17 protein-coding genes, 1 tRNA gene, 2 rRNA genes and 1 pseudogene (1 of these 21 running past the window's edge) are annotated in these 17,011 nt (G+C 63.0%); 2 read left to right on the top strand and 19 right to left on the bottom strand.

The window, feature by feature from the left end; translation table 11 throughout:
* Positions 1-26 precede the first annotated feature (26 nt).
* The 6 genes from HL653_RS05650 to HL653_RS05625 form a co-directional block, all read right to left on the bottom strand.
* A complete protein-coding gene (locus tag HL653_RS05650) occupies positions 27-353 on the bottom strand; it encodes a hypothetical protein (protein ID WP_171743651.1) in 327 nt (108 codons plus the stop codon).
* Positions 354-414: 61 nt separating this feature from the next.
* Positions 415-1,164, bottom strand: a complete 750-nt coding sequence (gene arsH / locus HL653_RS05645; protein WP_171743650.1) for an arsenical resistance protein ArsH — start codon at positions 1,162-1,164, stop codon at positions 415-417.
* Positions 1,161-1,829: an MIP/aquaporin family protein gene (locus HL653_RS05640; protein WP_171743649.1), complete on the bottom strand. Its 669-nt coding sequence runs from the start codon at positions 1,827-1,829 to the stop codon at positions 1,161-1,163. The genes arsH and HL653_RS05640 overlap by 4 nt, the downstream gene beginning before the upstream one ends.
* Positions 1,826-2,257: an arsenate reductase (glutaredoxin) gene (arsC, locus tag HL653_RS05635; protein ID WP_171743648.1), complete on the bottom strand. Its 432-nt coding sequence runs from the start codon at positions 2,255-2,257 to the stop codon at positions 1,826-1,828. The genes HL653_RS05640 and arsC overlap by 4 nt, the downstream gene beginning before the upstream one ends.
* A 10-nt stretch (positions 2,258-2,267) precedes the next feature.
* Positions 2,268-2,597, bottom strand: a complete 330-nt coding sequence (locus HL653_RS05630) for a helix-turn-helix transcriptional regulator (protein ID WP_171743647.1) — start codon at positions 2,595-2,597, stop codon at positions 2,268-2,270.
* Between the two features lie 282 nt (positions 2,598-2,879).
* The gene (locus HL653_RS05625) at positions 2,880-3,746 is read right to left on the bottom strand and encodes an SDR family oxidoreductase (RefSeq protein WP_171743646.1); all 867 of its coding nucleotides are present in this window, start codon (positions 3,744-3,746) and stop codon (positions 2,880-2,882) included.
* A gap of 106 nt (positions 3,747-3,852) precedes the next feature.
* Between HL653_RS05625 and HL653_RS05620 the strand changes: the two genes are divergently transcribed.
* A complete protein-coding gene (locus tag HL653_RS05620) occupies positions 3,853-4,740 on the top strand; it encodes a LysR family transcriptional regulator (protein WP_171743645.1) in 888 nt (295 codons plus the stop codon).
* Positions 4,741-5,329: 589 nt separating this feature from the next.
* On the opposite strand, the gene HL653_RS05615 is transcribed toward HL653_RS05620, so the two are convergent.
* The 9 genes and pseudogenes from HL653_RS05615 to HL653_RS05575 form a co-directional block, all read right to left on the bottom strand.
* Positions 5,330-5,626 carry a hypothetical protein gene (locus HL653_RS05615; RefSeq protein WP_171743644.1) on the bottom strand — a complete coding sequence of 99 codons (297 nt, stop codon included), beginning with the start codon at positions 5,624-5,626 and terminating at the stop codon, positions 5,330-5,332.
* Positions 5,627-5,689: 63 nt separating this feature from the next.
* Positions 5,690-6,292, bottom strand: a complete 603-nt coding sequence (alkB, locus tag HL653_RS05610; RefSeq protein ID WP_253717574.1) for a DNA oxidative demethylase AlkB — start codon at positions 6,290-6,292, stop codon at positions 5,690-5,692.
* Positions 6,293-6,335: 43 nt separating this feature from the next.
* Entirely contained in the window at positions 6,336-7,040 is a 705-nt protein-coding gene (locus tag HL653_RS05605; RefSeq protein ID WP_171743642.1) for a 2OG-Fe(II) oxygenase, read from the bottom strand.
* Positions 7,037-7,585: a methylated-DNA--[protein]-cysteine S-methyltransferase gene (locus HL653_RS05600; RefSeq protein ID WP_216599953.1), complete on the bottom strand. Its 549-nt coding sequence runs from the start codon at positions 7,583-7,585 to the stop codon at positions 7,037-7,039. Before HL653_RS05600 ends, HL653_RS05605 begins: the two co-directional genes overlap by 4 nt.
* A gap of 79 nt (positions 7,586-7,664) precedes the next feature.
* Positions 7,665-8,738, bottom strand: coding sequence for a bifunctional DNA-binding transcriptional regulator/O6-methylguanine-DNA methyltransferase Ada (gene ada / locus HL653_RS05595; protein ID WP_171743641.1), 1,074 nt, complete (start codon positions 8,736-8,738; stop codon positions 7,665-7,667).
* 179 nt (positions 8,739-8,917) lie between these two features.
* Complete coding sequence (locus tag HL653_RS05590) at positions 8,918-9,613, bottom strand: flavin reductase family protein (protein ID WP_171743640.1); 696 nt, start codon at positions 9,611-9,613, stop codon at positions 8,918-8,920.
* A gap of 373 nt (positions 9,614-9,986) precedes the next feature.
* Positions 9,987-10,481: a hypothetical protein gene (locus HL653_RS05585; protein WP_171743639.1), complete on the bottom strand. Its 495-nt coding sequence runs from the start codon at positions 10,479-10,481 to the stop codon at positions 9,987-9,989.
* Between the two features lie 567 nt (positions 10,482-11,048).
* A complete protein-coding gene (locus tag HL653_RS05580; RefSeq protein WP_171743638.1) occupies positions 11,049-11,480 on the bottom strand; it encodes a DUF1134 domain-containing protein in 432 nt (143 codons plus the stop codon).
* 268 nt (positions 11,481-11,748) lie between these two features.
* Positions 11,749-12,230 (bottom strand): annotated as a pseudogene (locus HL653_RS05575) (glutathione peroxidase).
* Between the two features lie 740 nt (positions 12,231-12,970).
* Here HL653_RS05575 and HL653_RS05570 point away from each other — a divergent pair.
* Positions 12,971-13,522, top strand: coding sequence for an opacity protein (locus HL653_RS05570; protein ID WP_171743637.1), 552 nt, complete (start codon positions 12,971-12,973; stop codon positions 13,520-13,522).
* Between the two features lie 255 nt (positions 13,523-13,777).
* Here HL653_RS05570 and HL653_RS05565 read toward each other — a convergent pair whose 3' ends face one another.
* From HL653_RS05565 to HL653_RS05550, 4 genes are all read right to left on the bottom strand, one after another.
* The gene (locus HL653_RS05565) at positions 13,778-15,151 is read right to left on the bottom strand and encodes an integrase arm-type DNA-binding domain-containing protein (protein ID WP_171743636.1); all 1,374 of its coding nucleotides are present in this window, start codon (positions 15,149-15,151) and stop codon (positions 13,778-13,780) included.
* A 187-nt stretch (positions 15,152-15,338) separates the two neighbouring features.
* Positions 15,339-15,415 (bottom strand) — tRNA-Met (locus HL653_RS05560).
* A 146-nt stretch (positions 15,416-15,561) separates the two neighbouring features.
* A 5S ribosomal RNA gene (gene rrf / locus HL653_RS05555) occupies positions 15,562-15,676 on the bottom strand.
* 134 nt (positions 15,677-15,810) lie between these two features.
* Positions 15,811-17,011, bottom strand: a 23S ribosomal RNA gene (locus tag HL653_RS05550); it runs 1,591 nt beyond the window's last position.

Genomic DNA, 17,011 nt, shown 5'->3' with positions numbered 1-17,011 from the left:
GCGCGCGGACGCGCCCGGCGGCGATGTCAGGCCTGGGGAGGTCGGAGAGCGGGGTCGACGCGTCGCGCAGTCAACGTGACGGAAGCAACGGGCGCATATTCGCCCGCGAGATCGACGATCGACACGACGGCGCGGAACGGCATCGGAGCGGCCACGTGCTGGCCATGGCAGCCGGTGTGGCAGTGGGGATAGTTCTTGTGAGCGTCCGCGGGCACTTCGTCGCAGTCGCCTGCGATATGGACGGCGACTTCCCCGACGGTCTCGCTGCAGCCCAGACCCCCAGCGCGCGCAGGGCCGCCGATCGCCGACACGACCAGCATCAGGCATGCGAGAATGGCGAACAGCGAACGCATCTTCAGGCTGCCTAGCACGAAGCGACCCGGTCGTAACCCCCGGACCTTTCCCGCTCCGGCTCTAGTCAACCTGCATTGCGATCGCGGTAGCAGCATGGTCCTCGCGCGCCAAACGCAACCCTATCTCCTTCTGCTCAGAATAGCGGTCGACCAGCTCAGCTGCGTGCGGTCGCGTCAGCACAGTGAACCTGACCAGCTCCTCCATCACGTCGACGATCCTGTCGTAGTAGCTGGACGGCCGCATGCGGTCGTCGTCACCGAACTCCTTGTAGGCCATGGCGACGGACGACTGGTTGGGGATCGTGAACATTCGCATCCAGCGGCCGAGCAGGCGCAGCGTGTTGACGCTGTTGAACGACTGCGAGCCCGCCGACACCTGCATGACGGCGAGCGTCCGGCCCTGGGTCGGCCGCATGCCGCCCATCGACAACGGCAGATGGTCGATCTGCGCCTTCATCACGCCGGTGATCTGGCCGTGCCGCTCGGGGCTGCACCACACGTGTCCCTCGCTCCACATCGACAGCTCGCGCAGTTCGTGGACGGCAGGATGGTCGTCCCCGGCGGTCTGGTCGGGAAGTGGCAGATCGGACGGATCGAAGATCCGGGTCTCGGCGCCGAAGAGCTGGAGCAGCCTGGCCGCCTCCTCGACGCAGAGGCGCGAGAAGGAGCGCTGGCGGAGCGATCCGTAGAGCAGCAAGATGCGCGGCGGCGGCCGGTCGGCGCCGAGGCGTAGCGCCGGACGGTCGATGACGAACGATCGGTCGAGGGCGGGCAGGTGGCCGGGATCGGGAAGGACGCGGACGCGGCTCATACGGTGGCCTTCGGTTTCTCGGTGAACAGGATGTCAGCGAAGAGATGCGCCGTCAGCGCGCCGAAGACCTGAGCCGCGACGAAGCCGGGCACGCACCATGGGGCGATGCCGGCGAAGCTGTCGCTTAGCGAGCGGACAACGGTGATGGCGGGGTTGGCGAAGCTGGTCGACGACGTGAACCAGTAGGCTGCCGTGATGTAGAGCGCGACGCTGGTCGGAATGCTCTCGGGCCGCATCCTTGCGGTGCCGAGGATGGTCAGGACCAATCCGAACGTGGCGACCGCTTCACCCAACCATTGGCCCATACCCGTGCGGACATGGTGTGAAATCTGGAACACCGGCACGTCGAACATCACGTGGGCCAGCCAGACGCCGAGGATGCCGCCGGCGAGCTGGACGATGGCATAGGCGAGGGCCAATCTGGTGCTGACGTGGCCGCGCAGGCGCATGACCAGTGTGACGGCAGGATTGAGGTGCGCCCCGGAGACCGGGCCGAGCATGGTGATCAGCACGAACAGGATCGCGCCGGTGGCGAGCGTGTTGCCGAGGAGCGCGATGGCCACGTTCCCGCCGGCCAGCCGCTCGGCCATGATGCCGGATCCGATGACCGTCGCGAAGAGGATGAGGCTGCCGAGCGCCTCGGACAGTAGCGCGCGGCGTATCACGCTCCGGCAACGCGCCGGCCGTCGGCATCGACGACCTGCTCGCCGTCTTCCTTGGCGAAGGCGCCGCGCTGCGCGTCCGGAAGGATGTCGAGCACCGCCTCGGACGGACGGCACAGCTTCACGCCCAGCGGGGTCACCACCAGCGGCCGGTTGATGAGGATCGGGTGCTCCATCATTGCGTCGACCAGCAACTGATCGGATAGCGAAGCATCGCCGAGGCCCAGTTCGGCGTAGGGCGTGCCCTTCTCGCGCAGCAGGTCGCGGGGCGTCATCCCGGCGCGGTCGACCATGTCGACGAGCAGCGCGCGGCTCGGTGGCGTCTTCAGATACTCGATCACGTGCGGCTCGACGCCGCTGTTGCGGATCAGCTCCAGCACGTTGCGCGACGTGCCGCAGGCGGGATTGTGGTAGATGACGATGTCGGTCACGGTCGGTCCTTCAGCAGCAGGCGAGGTCGGCGAGCAAAGGCTCGCATAGTTCGGGACGGCCCTCGCAGCAGTCCTTCGCCAGGAAGGTCATGAGAGCACGAAGCGTATCGATGTTGGCGCGTTGGATCTGTTGCCGGCCCTGTCGCTCGGCAATCACCAGCTCGGCTTTCGCAAGCACAGCGAGGTGCGTTGAGAAAGTGCTCTGTGTCAGGTCACTTGCCTCGACCAGCGCACCTGTCGGCAGACCGTTAGGCTCGTGGCGGACGAGCAGGCGGAAAGCGTTGAGCCGGGTTGGGTGCGCCAGAGCCGCGAGCGCAGCGATTGCCAAATCCTGATTCATAGATCGGGAATATCCGATCAGTTTCCGGCAAGCAAGACCTATCGGCTTATCCCGATGCGAACGGCGTCAGCAATGGTAGTCGTGGTCCTCAGAACAGCCTGACTGCTTTGTCTCACTTCAAGCCGTTTCGACCGGTCGGCTCGCGGCGTCGTCGGCGGGCAATCGGGGGCATTAACGGATGACCGGTTTCGGGAAGTGGGAAGGGCGGCATGAATGGCCGGGATTGGGTCCACCTGACGCCGGCCGATCCCAGCGACAGGTGGACGGGTTAACGGTGGAAGATCAGGCGCCGGCGAGCCGAGCCGCGGCCTCGCGATAGCTGTGAAGCGGCCGGCCGAGCAGCGCGGTCAGGCGCTCGACGTCGCGGACCTCGGGGATCATCCCGTCGCTGACGTAGCGCTCGGCCATCAGCCGCATCTCATAGGCAGTCCATTTGGGCATGAACGCCGCCATGTTGGCCTCGAAGCCGCTCGGGTCGTCGCCGCCATAGACGATCGGACGACCGAGCACGTCCGACCAGATCGCCGCCACCGCATCGCCGGTCAGCGTGTCCGGCCCGACGACGTTGATCGTCTCGATCGGCAGCGCGGCCTCGGCGGCGTCGCGGCGGATTAGCTCAATCGCGGCGATCTCGGCGATGTCGCGAGCATCAACCATCGCCACGCCCTTGCCGCCGATCGGCATCGGATAGACGCCGTGGTTCAGGATCACGTCCTTCACCATCTCCTCGTTGTCGATGAAGTAGGTAGGGCGCAGGATGGTGGCGCCGAAGCCCATCGCCTCCAGCATCCGCTCGGCGCCGTACTTCACCGCGAAATGCGGCACGTTGACCGCACGGTCGGCCTCGAAGACTGACAGGTAGACCACGCGCTCGATCCCGGCCTCGCGCGCCAGGTTGAGCGTGACGATCGCCTGGGTGAATTCGTCGCCGGTGACGGCATTGAGGAGGAACAGCGTGCGGACGCCGGCCAGAGCGGATCGCACCGCATCGATGTCGAGCAGCTCGCCCTGCGCAACCTCTACGCCGGCGGGCAAGGAGGCCTTGGCGGGATCGCGGGTGAGCACACGCACAGCGGCGTCGCGCTGGACGAGCTGGTCGACGACGTGGCGGCCGACGCGGCCGGTGGCTCCGATTACGAGAATGGTCATGGCATTCGCTCCTTCGCTGGGTCTTGCTGACAGGGCGAAGATGAGTGATCCATGACGGTGCAACTAGACGCGCGATCTGGACGCAGCGTCTCACTGGTGAAACGACATGGACCTGCTTGCGCTCGCCGACTTCACGCTCGTCGCCCGCCATGGCGGGTTCGGAAAAGCGGCACGCGCCGCGCGCCGGCCGAAAGCTACTTTGTCGCGGCGCGTGGCCGAACTGGAGGGGAGCCTCGGCTTGCGGCTGCTCGAGCGGGGCCGACGCGAGATCAAGCTCACGGAGGAAGGTCGCGCGCTGTTCGAGCGCGCTGGCGCGTTGCTGAGCGAGCTGGAGGAGACCACCACGGCGATCGCGTCGGGCAGCAGCCAAGTGCGGGGTCTGCTGCGGATCAGCGTGCCCCTTCTGTTCGGGCAGCTGGCAATGGGGCGGCTGGCGGCCGCGTTCGTGCGGCAGCATCCCGAGGTGCGTCTCGAGGTGACGACCGACGACCGGGCGGTGGACATGATCGAAGAGGGCTACGACCTCGTGATCCGGGTCGATCCCGCGCCCGATGAGACGCTCGTCGGGCGAGCGTTCCTGCGCGACCGACTGGTGGTGGTGGCTGCTCCCGACGTGCCGCGGCCGACTGAGGCGGCCGTGCCGGTGTTGGTCCGCGGAGGGGATGCCGCGGCGACTTGGTCGATGCTCGCACCGGACGGACCGGCGGAGTTCAGCGTCCATCCGGTCATGCGTCTGTCATCGATGGTGATGATCCGCGACGCGGCTCGCGCCGGAGGCGGGGCGGCGCGCCTGCCGCTGTCGCTCGTCGGCCGTGACATCGCCGACGGCCGGCTTGCGCACTGGGGTGACGTGGCGGGTCTCGAGATCGCCCTTTGGGCTCTCTACCCGAGCCGCAGGCTGCTCAACGCCAGGGTAGCGGCGTTCCTAGAGTTTCTGCGGCAGTCGTTTCCCGCGGCAGCACCGGAAGAGCTTGCCGCATTTATCGATAGGTGAGGCGGGCCCTCCATGAGACAAACGCTTTGCCGCCGACATGAACGAGTGGCCGATGTTGGATAGTTGAGCTTGGGTGGCGAATGTCGACTTGTGGGTCCTCGCGGTCGCCGAACTTTTAATCAGTTCGAGCCCCAATCGAGGGCGGAAGAGTCCGCATCCCGAGCCGGAGCATAAGTGTTAGTAAGGTCAATGGGATCGCGGAGGTGTGTGATGCGGCTAGTTTTAGCAGGATGGATCGCAACGCTCATAGCGACTTCGACGAATGCGGGCGCAGGTGTATCGCCAGTGCCTCGCGCTGAGATCGTGTATCACACCGTTTTTCTCTCCGGGGCTCAGAAAGAATGGGAGGATGTGCCAATCGGCCGCTCGATCAGCGATCGTGTGCTAAAACTCATCCCAGAAGCGAGCGGCACGTACAAAATGATTGATCTGAAATGTAAGAAGATCGAACCGAGCGGACGGCTGCGCGAGTGCAAGACTGACGTTGCTCCGAAATCGGATATCCTTCAGGCAGTCGCCAACGCAGCAATAGACGATTTGCGGATCGACAAAATGTATTCCCGATCCGTACAGGGCAAGGTCCGCTTCGTCAGCATTCAGCTGCGAGTATCGAAATCATTCGACCCGGTGATGAACGGACCTTGCTGGCCTCCGGGTTGTATTTTGGAGCCTGCCCCGCCACCGCCGCCGCCTTCTGTCCGGTAAAGTGCTGATCCGCCGCCGCAGCTAACCACCACTCGGAGACCTCCACATGACAATCCAGGCCGCTGAAAGCAGCCAAGAGATTGATATGAACCAATGACCGGAGTTCGGGAGCGGGCAGGGTATCCGCAACGTCGCCTTCTGGGTCCTCGCGGCCGGAAGCTGCCGGACGGCTACCGATCATTGGCGACGGCTCCATTCGACATATAAATAGCCGTCTGTCCCGTTGCCTACGGCGGCTGTTGCATCATCGGGCGGCTCGCAAGGTCAGATTGTAGCGAAAGCTGCCGGCTGGACTGGCGCCGCCGTGGAGCGTGTCGACGCCGTGAAAGGTCAGCCTGGCCGGACCACCCCACACTACCACGTCGCCGTGCAGAAGGCGCACACGCATCGGCTTGTCGCCACGGGTCACGCCGCCCCAGAGGAACGTCGCCGGCAGTCCCAGCGACACCGAGACGATCGGCGCGTCGAAGTCGCGCTCGTTGCGGTCCTGGTGGAGAGAAAGTCGGGAGCCCGGCTCGTATCGGTTTATCAGGCACGAGTCCGGATCGAAACCCGTAAACCCGGCGACCTCCGCCGCCCGCTCCGCCATGGATCGGAAGGACATCGGCATCGCCGGCCACGGCTCGCCCGTCTCGGGATCGAGCCAATCGTAGCGGTATCCGCTGCGGTCCGTCACCCAGCCGACTTCGCCGCAATTGGTCATGGCGACCGACATCTGCCAACCGCCCGGCGTGACCATCCGTCTGAAAGGGTTGGCCTCCTCGATACGCTGGATGTCGGCGAGGAGCTGGTCCGCCTCCGGGGCGGCGAACCCTCCCAGGAGGATGGCGCCCGGCTGCAGCGGCATTGCCCCACGCTCCTCCTCGAATAGGTTGGCGCCGAAGGTTCGTTCAGGCGGCATCGTGGAAAATGATCCCCACGGTGTGGCGACGGCCCGATCGCAGTTCGCTGACCCCGTGCCGCAGCTTGACCCTGTACTCTCCCTTGTCGCCCCGATGCGGCCGGCTGTTCACGGCGAACACAACCGCGTCGCCCTTCGCCAGGGGCACCACGGCAGGCCGCGACTGCATGCGCGGCCGCTGCTCAGTGAGCACGAACTCTCCGCCCTCGAACGCCTCACGCGGTTCGGATAGCAGAATCGCTACCTGAAGCGGGAAGACATGCTCGCCGTAGAGGTCCTGGTGCAGGCAATTATAGTCGCCTGGGCCATACTGCAGCAGCAGGGGCGTTGGGCGGCGCTGCCCGGCGGCGTGGCATCGCTCGAGGAACTCCGCATGGGTCGCCGGAAATCTTACGTCCATCACCATGCGCTCGTGCCAGGCATTCGCGATCGGCGCGAGCCGCGGGTAGAGCCCTGTCCGCAGTTCCTGAACGAGGTTAGGCAGGGGATAGGAGAAGTAGCGGTACTCGCCCTTGCCGAACCCGTGCCGCGCCATAACTACGTGGCTGCGGAACGCCGCGGTGTCGCCGTACATGCCGGCGATCGCGTCACTCTGGTCCGCCGTCAGCAGCTTGGGCAGCACGGCCCAGCCCTGCCGGTCGAGGTCGCCGGCGACGGCGGTCCAGTCAAACGCCGAGACGCCGATCGTGGTCATGCCGCCTTTTCCATGGCCAGGAGCCTGAGCTTGCGGTGGACGCCCCAGCGATAGCCAGAAATCGAGCCGTCGGCCTTGAGGACGCGATGGCACGGGACCACGACGGCGAGGCGGTTGGCCGCGCAGGCAGCGCCCACCTCCTGAGCGGTGAAACCGGCGCGGATCGCCTTGGCGAGCGCGCCATAGGTGCGGGTCTCGCCGATCGGGATTGCGCGCAACGCTGCCCAGACGGCAAGCTCACGCGCATCACCGCGCAGGTCGAGGTCAAAGCCGGGTTCCTCGGTCGGTTTATCAAGGTGGCTTGCGACCGCATCCAGAACCGCGCCGATCGCGGTCTCATCCTCGAGGAGATCGGCGCCCGCAAGCGCCTCGGCCAGCTTCCGGCTCATCTCGTGCCGGTCCGCGCCCAGCAGGACCGCAGCCACGCCGCGCCGGCTGACGGCGATCACCGCCAGACCGGTAGGGGTTGGGCGATAGCCATAGCGGATGGGGTCGGCCGCGAAGGGCCGCTGATTGTCTCTCATATTAGTTACTCCATCGATCATGGAGGAAAGGTAGATCGCGGCGCCGCCATTGACGCTCCGGCTCTTGCTCTCAAATCGAAAGAAGAGCTGGACCGTGCGATCAGGCTGCGGCGTGCTCGCGATCGAGGATCGCGCGCTTGCGCTCGACGCCCCAAGCGTAGCCTGAGAGCGCGCCGTTGTTACGCACGACGCGGTGGCAGGGGATAGCGACCGCAAGTTTGTTGGAAGCGCACGCGCCCGCGACCGCACGCGTTGTACTCGGCGCGCCGATGCGCTCGGCGACTTCGGTATAGGACAAGGTCTGTCCGACGGGGATCTCGCGCAGCGCCTGCCATACCCGCTGCTGGAACGCGGTGCCGCGCACGTCGAGAGGAAGGTCGAGCCCCACCTGTGGCGCCTCGACGAAGCCGACGACCCTCGCGACGATCGCCTCATAGTCGGCGTCGGCACCGATGAGCCTCGCATTCGGGAAGCGGTCCTGGAGATCGCGCGCGAGCGCGTCGGGATCGTCGCCAAGGAGGATGGCGGCCACTCCCTTGGCGCTCGATGCGACCAAGATAGAGCCGAGCGTCGTTTCGCCTATCGCGAAGCGAATTTCCTCCTGCGCTCCGCCCTTGCGAAAGTTCGACGGAGTCATTCCCAGCATGGCCCTGGACGCTTCGTAGAAGCGGCCACTTGAGTTGAAGCCGGCATCATAGATCGCTTCGGTGACGCTGTTCTCGGCAACCAGTGCTTCGCGCACGCGCTTCGTGCGATGGGCCGCCGCGTAGGCCTTCGGCGTGAGGCCGGTATGCGCCTTGAAGATGCGGTGGAAGTAGCCGGAGCTGAGCGCGAGGGCTTCGGCGAGATCGGTCAACGACGGCGCGGTCTCGCTCGCCTCGATCATGCGGCACGCCTTGGTGACGATCTCGGCATTGACGACCTCGGTCGCCGGCCCATCAGGCTTGCATCGCTTGCAGGCCCTGAAGCCGGTCGCTCGGGCGCTTGCCAGACTGTCATGGATGGTGACGTTCCTGGGATTACAGGCGCGCGAGGGGCAGGACGGCCGGCAATAGACGCCCGTCGTGTCGACCGTGTACCAGAACTCGCCGTCGGCGGCCTTGTCGCGGGCGACGACGCGCGCCCACCGCGGATCGGCGAGAGTCGCTTCCGCCTGCTTATCTTGGCTGATCATGATATTGTCCTTTGCATCTTTCAGCCAAGGTAGACATCGGCTGGAAGAGCAGCGCTCCGACTCTTGCTTTCTAATCAAATCCCGAGCCGGCGCCGCTGATTTCGTGGAGTTTGGAACGTTGCCTCGCCGTGAAGGGCATACTCGGCTCGCAAGTCGCCGGGGATGCCGCTCGACACCATTTAGATGCACGTCTCAAGCAACGCCTCGCGCGCTCGATCCACGTCGGGCATGCGGTAGCACAACTCGTCGATTTCAGCGAGGCGGGAGGGCACGATCTCGGTGCTGGACACTCCGTAGAGCTTCTGGAAGTTCATGATCAACGGTTGCCATTTGGCAGGGTCGATGCGGTTCTCGTGCCCGTCCATGAGCAAGCTCGGATGCACGTGGACGCGCGTTATGCGCACTTCGAATGCGGAGATCAGGCCGGCGACCCGGGGATCGTCGTCCATGATGCCATGTTGGGTCGCGACGACGGCTTCCAGTTGAATCGGGCATTCCAGCGCGCGCGGGGCAGCCACTGTTTGCGACGGAACCGGGGTAAGGCCGGCCACCTCGAACTTCCGAGGCTCGTAGGAATAGCCCAGCTTCTGCTTCAGTTCGGGGATATCCTTGGTGCCTGTCAGGCGGGCCAACCTATTTACCGCATACGCCTGTTTCGGGGACGCCAGATTGAGCACGCACTCCCCGGTGCGGATCATGTTCTGCGGCGTCTGCGATGCGGTCTGGAGACCGAGCATGCACCGCCATCCGAGCCACCACGCGGACGACATCGGCGCCAGGTTGGCGGTGCCGTCTTCATTCTGCGTGCTGATGAGGACGACCGGTGTTCCGAGGTAGAGGATCGACGGCTCGATCGTGACATGGGGATCGATCATGAAAGGCTCCGTGGATTGAACGATGAGCCGCTTATGGGGTCGAGCAGGAGGCGAAGAACTCCGCTTCCTGCTCTGCAATCGGATTAACGCGCGTTCGCGTGACCATAATTGCGAGACCTCGTAGCGTCAGCGCGACGAAGAGTGCGACGTCAGAGCTCGGCTACAGCAGAGGAGCGCGGGCGGTGAAAAGCATTTGTCAAACCGGAGCCGGTCGAGAGGCCGCCTGAATCGTTTAGCCAGGCGGCCGGCTCACGTGAACGAGCGGCTGGTTTTGGGACGCGAAACGGGCGGCGTGAGCGGCCGCGATTGGGTCGTTGCCGCTGCCAACCTGCCGAGCGGCTATCGCCCAGAATCGGACATTCGCAAGCGAGTATCAGGCAGCGACTAACCTGCGCGCCTCGGTCAGTCGATAGACCGCCGTCGCCCAAAGCACAGCAGCGGCCCCAAGGCCGACAAAAAATGGGCGTTCGCCAGTCGGGACGAGCATTCCTGTCGCCCCAATCAGCACCAAACCGGCAGCCGTGAGATAGTATAGCCGTACTGGAATACCGCGCGCCAAGGGGAGGAAGTGAAAACCGACGATCGCCGCCACGATAGGAAACGTTGCGTCCGGATGATGCGTCTGGTGAAGTAGATTGACTGCAAGTACGATAGCCAGTCCTTCCAGCAGGCTCCATCGCGCAAGCACCTTGCGCGTGTGAGAGCCAAGCTGACCCCCGGTCGATGGCAGGCTGTATGCGCAGAGAAGAATGGCGCCTGAGATTAAGGCGGGCAGCAGACATGTGAGTGGCGAATAACCCACCGCGATTAACCCGGCGCTGGCCCAGCCTGTCGCGAAGACCGCCACCACCCAATAGCCGCTGCGCATCGCCGCCCCTTCTTTAAATCGTCCCCGCGGCGACCTGTAGCGTCAATAAACCGGGAAGCCAGCTCTATTGCCGGTATAAGACCCTTAGCACTTAGCGCCGGGCGAGCGTCCGCTTGCCACCACTTCGAGCCGTTGCGAGCGGCCGGTTCGCAACCTCGATAGCGGACGACCGGCGGCATGAACGGTTAGCCGGTTTCCGGAAGCGAAAAGGGCGGCATGAAGTCTGCTTCTGGGTCTGAGGGGCTCGGCGGCTACCGACCAAGTACTACCGTGCGGAGAACGGTCCGCAGACGGCAACTCCGGGCAGGAGTCGCCTGCGAGCGCCGTAGAGCGGACGTTCGGCAATCGCCTCTATTATGGGCATGGGATTGCCAATTATAGCGCTGGACGGGCTCCCTGCTCGTCCTCCCGCGCTCTTCAGCATCAATTGATCGAGCGCTCCGTACGAGGCGGTGGGATACGCCCGTCGCAACGCCTAGGAGGTGACAATGGGCACCGGGGGGCAACGGCGGCTTAGTGAACTAAGCCGACCGTGCCATACCGCACCATCTTGGGTGGCATTCCCGGTTACTCGAGTGTAATTTTGACGCCGCCTCCGCTGGCGCTGAGCTGCAAGCCTTTCGAACTGGTGTCGAGCTCAAGGGTAATATCACCCTTCTTGAGCTTGATGCTGCCCGCGCCTTTGACAGCCGTAGCGCTCGCATCAGCCGCGACATAGGTCCCGGCGAAGTTGGAGATGTTGGTCAGGTTCGAAACCCGACCATAGCCGCGGATTTTCGCCACACCGATTTTGCCGACTGAAATACCGCCGATCTTGAACTTGTAGATTTTGCCATTGTACGTGAGCGTACCACCGCCGACGTTCCCGCCGACCAAGAAGCCGAACTGGGTTTCACTTATTGAGATTCTACCGCTGGTTGTCCTCGCGTCAGCAATAAACGGAGTGCCAACCAAGGCCGCTGCTGCGGTCGCGAAAACGAGGTTGCGGCAAATGCTCATGTGAAATCCTTCTGAGATTGCGCGCTAAACGCTATATTTCCGCAATTGTTGCAGGGTCGCTGAGTTCCGACCGCTTCCCGCGCGAGCCGCCGTTGCCGCAGGTCAACAAGAATAGCAGCTTCGTCCTAATTCAAGTCGTTCTGACCGGAGCGCCCAAACCGCTGAAGAGAACGGTTCAAATCAGCAAATGCTAGATTTTGAGAAGCGATCCCGCGGGCCCGATTTTCCGCTTCTCGGCGTATTCCCTCCCAAAGCGGCTCGCTAGCCGCTAGGTAAGCAGCCTTTCAATCTCGCCGCGGATTGCCTCTGGCTTGGTCGTTGGCGCGAAGCGAGCCGCCACCTTCCGTTGCGGTCGATCAGAAACTTTGTGAAATTCCATTTGACTGCCTTGCTGCCAAGGATGCCCGGCGCTTGCGCCTTCAGCCATTCATAGAGAGGGCTTGCTGCTGACCCGTTGACATCGACCTTCTCGAAGAGCGGGAAATCTACTTCGTAGTTCAGTTTGCAAAAGCTGGCTATTTCGATCGCATCGCCGGGCTCTTGTGCGCCGAATTGGTTGCAAGGGAAGCCGAGCACCACGAGACCACGACCCCGAAGGTCCCGGTACAGCTTTTCTAGCCCATCATACTGTGGCGTGAAGCCGCATTTGCTGGCCGTGTTGACGATCAACAAGACTTTGCCCCGATAGTCGCCGAGCGACACCTCCCGCCCATCATTGGAATGAACCGTGAAGTCGTAAGCGCTAATCATCTCGTTTGGGTGGCTCTCGGTTTCGACAACTTACTGTCTAAGGGGTAACGTTCGGGCTTCCAACTGGCGGGCAGCTGCTATGCTGGGTTGGCTAGCACAGCATCCTTTTCTGCTGAACGAGGCCACCGAGATGCGGCAGGCAGCTGGCCGCCGATCTGTGCCACGTTGGCCGAATGCCAGCTTCCTGGCCGAAGTACCTCCGCAGCTCAGCCGCACCTCAATCTTTTCCCGAGCTCCTTTTCATCAGCCTCCGGGTCTAATGGCCTTCGGCATCTAAAAAGAATGGCAGAGGTAGCCTCAAGGCCGACCGATCCAGCGTAGCGGGGCCGTCCTTCGCAACCATGCGCTCGATTGATTATCTCATGCTGCGTCCGTTAGAGCCCGGCCGATCGGGGACCGAGATGCTTCCAGGACCGTGCGTCGCATACGCCACGAGTCCAATCGCGACGAGCACGGCGATCACTAAGTAGATGAGCAGGTTTCGCGTGGGGCGATCTGAGGGCTTCTTATCCGGCATGGGCGCTCCTTGCATTCTCCGCATTAACGCCGGAGCCGCCACGATCGTGCCTTAGCAGTCGACCGGCTTGCCCGGCATGATCCGACCGCCAGCGGGTTGTGGCAGGAAAGACACGGCTTTTTTCGAAGCGATGACGCGAGCAACTATCGAGAACCGACCCAGTTCTGCCCCGGCGCGCCCGCTTGTGGCCCCACGCACTAAAGAAAAGTACTAGGAGCTATTTATGAAGAAGTTTGCTTTTGCGGCATTGCTTGCCGCCCTCCTGCCCGTTGCAGCTCATGCACAGGACGCTGCCCCGGACGGTAGCAAGGCGTTTGGAATAGAGCCTTATGTCGGCGTCCTCGGCGGCTATCATAGCTTCGACCGCGACAGCGAGTTCGGCTCCGCTCCGGGCCATCGCCGTTTCAACGGCGCGCTGCTCAGTGGCATTGCTGGCGTGAACATTCCTTTGGGTGCCTTCTTCGTCGGCGCCGAAGGTAATGCGACCAAGGGCTTCGGCGATATCGATTGGGAGTATGGCGCTAAGGGCCGTGCGGGCTTCCGCGCCGGCCAGAGCGGCCTGATCTTTCTGTCGGCCGGCTATCAGTGGGTGAATGGCCGCCGCGGCTGGAGTGATCAGAAGGATTGGGTATACGGCGGTGGTATCGAAGTCGGCCCGAAGGACGTTGGCCTTGACGGCGTGAGCCTGCCGGCCGGCGCGCGCCTGCGTCTGCAGATCGATACGTATGATTTCGACAGCATCCGGCCGATGGCGGGCGTGGTATTCCACTTCTGACTTGAAGGGCGGCGGGTAGCCGACACGTGCCTAAGCGTGCCCCTGATCTTGGGTTCTTCGGCAGCCCCCCGAAACGCATCGTCATAGAAGGTGTCGGCCGACCCGCTCGATCCGGCAGGGTGAGGAGCACGGCGGATCTGTTTCCGTTCGCTCTGCTCCGATCCGTGCGGAAAATCCGTAGCCTCTCCACAGAATTATTGCGGAAAGACCGCAATATTCCCGTGGCCCTGGTTCCGGTTTGTTAAGCGCGGTCGGCTAGGAAGCCTCTGCCTGTCCGGTAGCTGGACAGGCCCGGGCTCCGACATTCGCGGATGCGCGTTCGCCGAACCTAAATCCGGCCGCAGTCGATGCGGCTGCACGACAGAGGGACGCGGCGGCGGATTGGAACGCCGCGTTCCTCCTAGGCCAACCGCTCTGCAGGGCTGCTGACGCGCTGTCTTGCCCCCCACCCTCAATCATCGCCGTGATATGGTCAGCCCAAGCCTGGAGCATGCGCCTGCGAGGCGAGAGATAGAGGGCGCTGTTGTAGGCGCTACGGACCTCATCCTCGTCGGCATGAGCGAGCGCCATCTCTATCCAGTCCGAACGGTAGCATTCCGCCTCATTGGCCCAGGTCGACGCCAGCCCCCGGAAGCCATGGACGGTCTGCCGCCCGCGATATCCCATCCGGTAGCAGCCATAGATCATCGTATTCTGGGAGAGCGGCTGCCCGGCCTTCTCGCCCGGAAACACATAAGCACTGCGACTATGCTCCCGCAGCGCTTTCAGCAGGTCTGCAGCCTGACCGGACAGCGGTACGATATGCTCGCGCTCCATTTTCATCCGCTCGGCTGGCACCCGCCAGATCGGCTCGGGTCCGTCGAGGCGCTCTATCTCACTCCAGGTGGCGAGCCGTGTTTCGGCGGTCCGTGCCCACGTCAGCAACGTGAAGAGCAAAGCCGCCCGGGTGATGGCGCGCCTCTTCGGGTTCTCCTCCCCGTCATACCCGTCAATCGCGCGAACGAGGTCCGGGAGCTCTTCGCTCGCCACACGGGCCATATGCCGCACACGCGGCTTGGGCTTGAGCAGATCCGCCAGATAAGCGGCAGGATCGGTATCGGCCCAGCCCTGCGGGATGGCAAAGCGATAGATCTGGCTGACATGCTGCTTGAGGCGCCGGCTGACATCGAGAGCCCCCCTCGCCTCCACGACCCGCACCATCGCCAGAACGTCAGCCGGCTTGATCTGGCGTAAGGCCATGGGGCCCAGCTCCGGAAACGCATCGCGTTTGAGCCGCGCCATGATCCGGTTGGCATGGGCTTCGTCGAGCGCCTCGACGCGGTTCTGATGCCACGCCGTCGCTGCCTCCTCAAACGTCTTCCCTGCAGGCGCCGTCTCTCTGGCGCCAGGATCACGTCCGGCGGCCAAGGCGAGCTTGGCCTCGGCGCGCTTCAACCGGGCGTCAGCAAGGCTCAGCGCCGGATAGCGGCCAAAGGAGAGCAGCTTCTCCTTGTCGGCATAGCGGTACTTCATCCGCCACAGCTTGGAGCCGTTGGGCCGGACGAGCAGATACAGGCCCTCGCCGTCGGCCAGCTTATAGTCCTTTGCCCGCTTCGTGGCGTAGCGAGCCTCCAGTTCCTTGAGCGCCATGGGGGTATCTCCATCGTCTGCGAGGGAGGTACCGCTAAAAATACCCCCGCCGTCAAATCGACGTCCTGGGGCTCGGTGGGTCTCGGACGGACGCGGCTGGACATCGCGACTCGGGGCTAAGCCACGGAAAGCAGGCATAAAAAAAACCGCCTCAGGATGTCCTGGGCGGTTTTGGTCTATGTGATGTTGGTTGCGGGGACAGGATTTGAACCTGTGACCTTCAGGTTATGAGCCTGACGAGCTACCGGGCTGCTCCACCCCGCGCCACCTGTTGGTCCTGGGTGTGAGCCCTGGACCATTTGTCCGTCAAACACGAACGCCCCCGATATGGATCGAGGGCGTTCGGGCCCTGACGGGCGAAAGACATTGTGTATGGGTTCGTGAACCGCGCGCATGACGCAGGCTTCAATGCCTGGCGACGACCTACTCTTCCAGTGCTTAAGCAATAGTACCATCGGCGCTGTCTGGTTTCACGGCCGAGTTCGGGATGGGATCGGGTGGGTCACAGACGCTATGGTCACCAAGCAATGGAGCCTGCGTGATGCGGCGTGACTGTTGGGTCACGCCTTGCGGTTCGGGTTCGAAATCGATGTGCACCACTATGATGAGCTTGGAACCGCCACATCGAAGGCATCAGCCTTGTCGATGATGGTGGGACTCTCAAGCGCGAATAGGACAATTAGTATCGGTTAGCTCCATGCGTTACCGCACTTCCACATCCGATCTATCAAGGTCGTGGTCTTCGACCGTCCTAAGATATCTTATCTCGAGGGGAGCTTCCCGCTTAGATGCTTTCAGCGGTTATCTCGTCCATGCATAGCTACCCTGCTGCGCCGTTGGCACGACGACAGGTCCACCAGAGGCATGTTCATCCCGGTCCTCTCGTACTAGGGACAAGTCCTCTCAAATATCGACGCCCACGGCAGATAGGGACCAAACTGTCTCGCGACGTTCTGAACCCAGCTCACGTACCACTTTAATTGGCGAACAGCCAAACCCTTGGGACCTGCTCCAGCCCCAGGATGTGATGAGCCGACATCGAGGTGCCAAACAACCCCGTCGATATGAGCTCTTGGGGGTTATCAGCCTGTTATCCCCGGCGTACCTTTTATCCGTTGAGCGATGGCCCTTCCACGAGGGACCACCGGATCACTATGACCGACTTTCGTCTCTGCTCGACTTGTCAGTCTCGCAGTCAGGCTGGCTTATGCCATTGCACTCTAACAGCCGGTTTCCAACCGGCCTGAGCCAACCTTCGCGCGCCTCCGTTACTCTTTGGGAGGCGACCGCCCCAGTCAAACTACCCGCCACAGAGGGTCCCTGTTCCGGCTTCACGGAACGAGGTTAGACATCAGAAAACAACAGGGTGGTATTTCACCTATGGCTCCACATCAGCTGGCGCCAATGCTTCAAAGCCTCCCACCTATGCTACACAGTTCTTTCCTAATGCCACTCTGAAGCTGCAGTAAAGGTGCACGGGGTCTTTCCGTCTAACCGCGGGTACTCCGCATCTTCACGGAGAATTCAATTTCGCTGAGCATGTGCTGGAGACAGTGGGGAAGTCGTTACGCCATTCGTGCAGGTCGGAACTTACCCGACAAGGAATTTCGCTACCTTAGGACCGTTATAGTTACGGCCGCCGTTTACCGGGGCTTCATTTCGATGCTTGCACATCTCCACTTAACCTTCCGGCACCGGGCAGGCGTCAGACCCTATACGTCGTCTTGAAGCCGACTTAGCAGAGCCCTGTGTTTTTGCTAAACAGTCGCTACCCCCTGGCCTGTGCCCCCCAACAGTGCTTGCGCATAGTTGGGGCCTCCTTCTTCCGAAGGTACGGAGGCAATTTGCCGAGTTCCTTCA

Source organism: Sphingomonas sp. AP4-R1 (assembly GCF_013113735.1).
GTDB lineage: Bacteria > Pseudomonadota > Alphaproteobacteria > Sphingomonadales > Sphingomonadaceae > Sphingomonas_I.
Note: the sequence above shows the minus strand (reverse complement) of the source record. Positions and strands in the feature narration are given on the sequence as shown.

Excerpts from the sequence above, each read along its gene's own strand:
- HL653_RS05570 (WP_171743637.1), top strand. The coding sequence starts at position 12,971 with ATGAAGAAGTTTGCTTTTGCGGCATTGCTTGCCGCCCTCCTGCCCGTT.
- HL653_RS05650 (WP_171743651.1), bottom strand. The coding sequence starts at position 353 with ATGCGTTCGCTGTTCGCCATTCTCGCATGCCTGATGCTGGTCGTGTCG.
- HL653_RS05615 (WP_171743644.1), bottom strand. The coding sequence starts at position 5,626 with ATGATCGGTAGCCGTCCGGCAGCTTCCGGCCGCGAGGACCCAGAAGGC.
- ada (WP_171743641.1), bottom strand. The coding sequence starts at position 8,738 with ATGATCAGCCAAGATAAGCAGGCGGAAGCGACTCTCGCCGATCCGCGG.
- arsH (WP_171743650.1), bottom strand. The coding sequence starts at position 1,164 with ATGAGCCGCGTCCGCGTCCTTCCCGATCCCGGCCACCTGCCCGCCCTC.
- HL653_RS05605 (WP_171743642.1), bottom strand. The coding sequence starts at position 7,040 with ATGACCACGATCGGCGTCTCGGCGTTTGACTGGACCGCCGTCGCCGGC.
- HL653_RS05630 (WP_171743647.1), bottom strand. The coding sequence starts at position 2,597 with ATGAATCAGGATTTGGCAATCGCTGCGCTCGCGGCTCTGGCGCACCCA.
- HL653_RS05580 (WP_171743638.1), bottom strand. The coding sequence starts at position 11,480 with ATGAGCATTTGCCGCAACCTCGTTTTCGCGACCGCAGCAGCGGCCTTG.
- HL653_RS05590 (WP_171743640.1), bottom strand. The coding sequence starts at position 9,613 with ATGATCGATCCCCATGTCACGATCGAGCCGTCGATCCTCTACCTCGGA.
- HL653_RS05625 (WP_171743646.1), bottom strand. The coding sequence starts at position 3,746 with ATGACCATTCTCGTAATCGGAGCCACCGGCCGCGTCGGCCGCCACGTC.
- HL653_RS05600 (WP_216599953.1), bottom strand. The coding sequence starts at position 7,585 with ATGATCGATGGAGTAACTAATATGAGAGACAATCAGCGGCCCTTCGCG.
- HL653_RS05585 (WP_171743639.1), bottom strand. The coding sequence starts at position 10,481 with ATGCGCAGCGGCTATTGGGTGGTGGCGGTCTTCGCGACAGGCTGGGCC.
- HL653_RS05565 (WP_171743636.1), bottom strand. The coding sequence starts at position 15,151 with ATGGCGCTCAAGGAACTGGAGGCTCGCTACGCCACGAAGCGGGCAAAG.
- alkB (WP_253717574.1), bottom strand. The coding sequence starts at position 6,292 with ATGCCGCTGCAGCCGGGCGCCATCCTCCTGGGAGGGTTCGCCGCCCCG.
- HL653_RS05620 (WP_171743645.1), top strand. The coding sequence starts at position 3,853 with ATGGACCTGCTTGCGCTCGCCGACTTCACGCTCGTCGCCCGCCATGGC.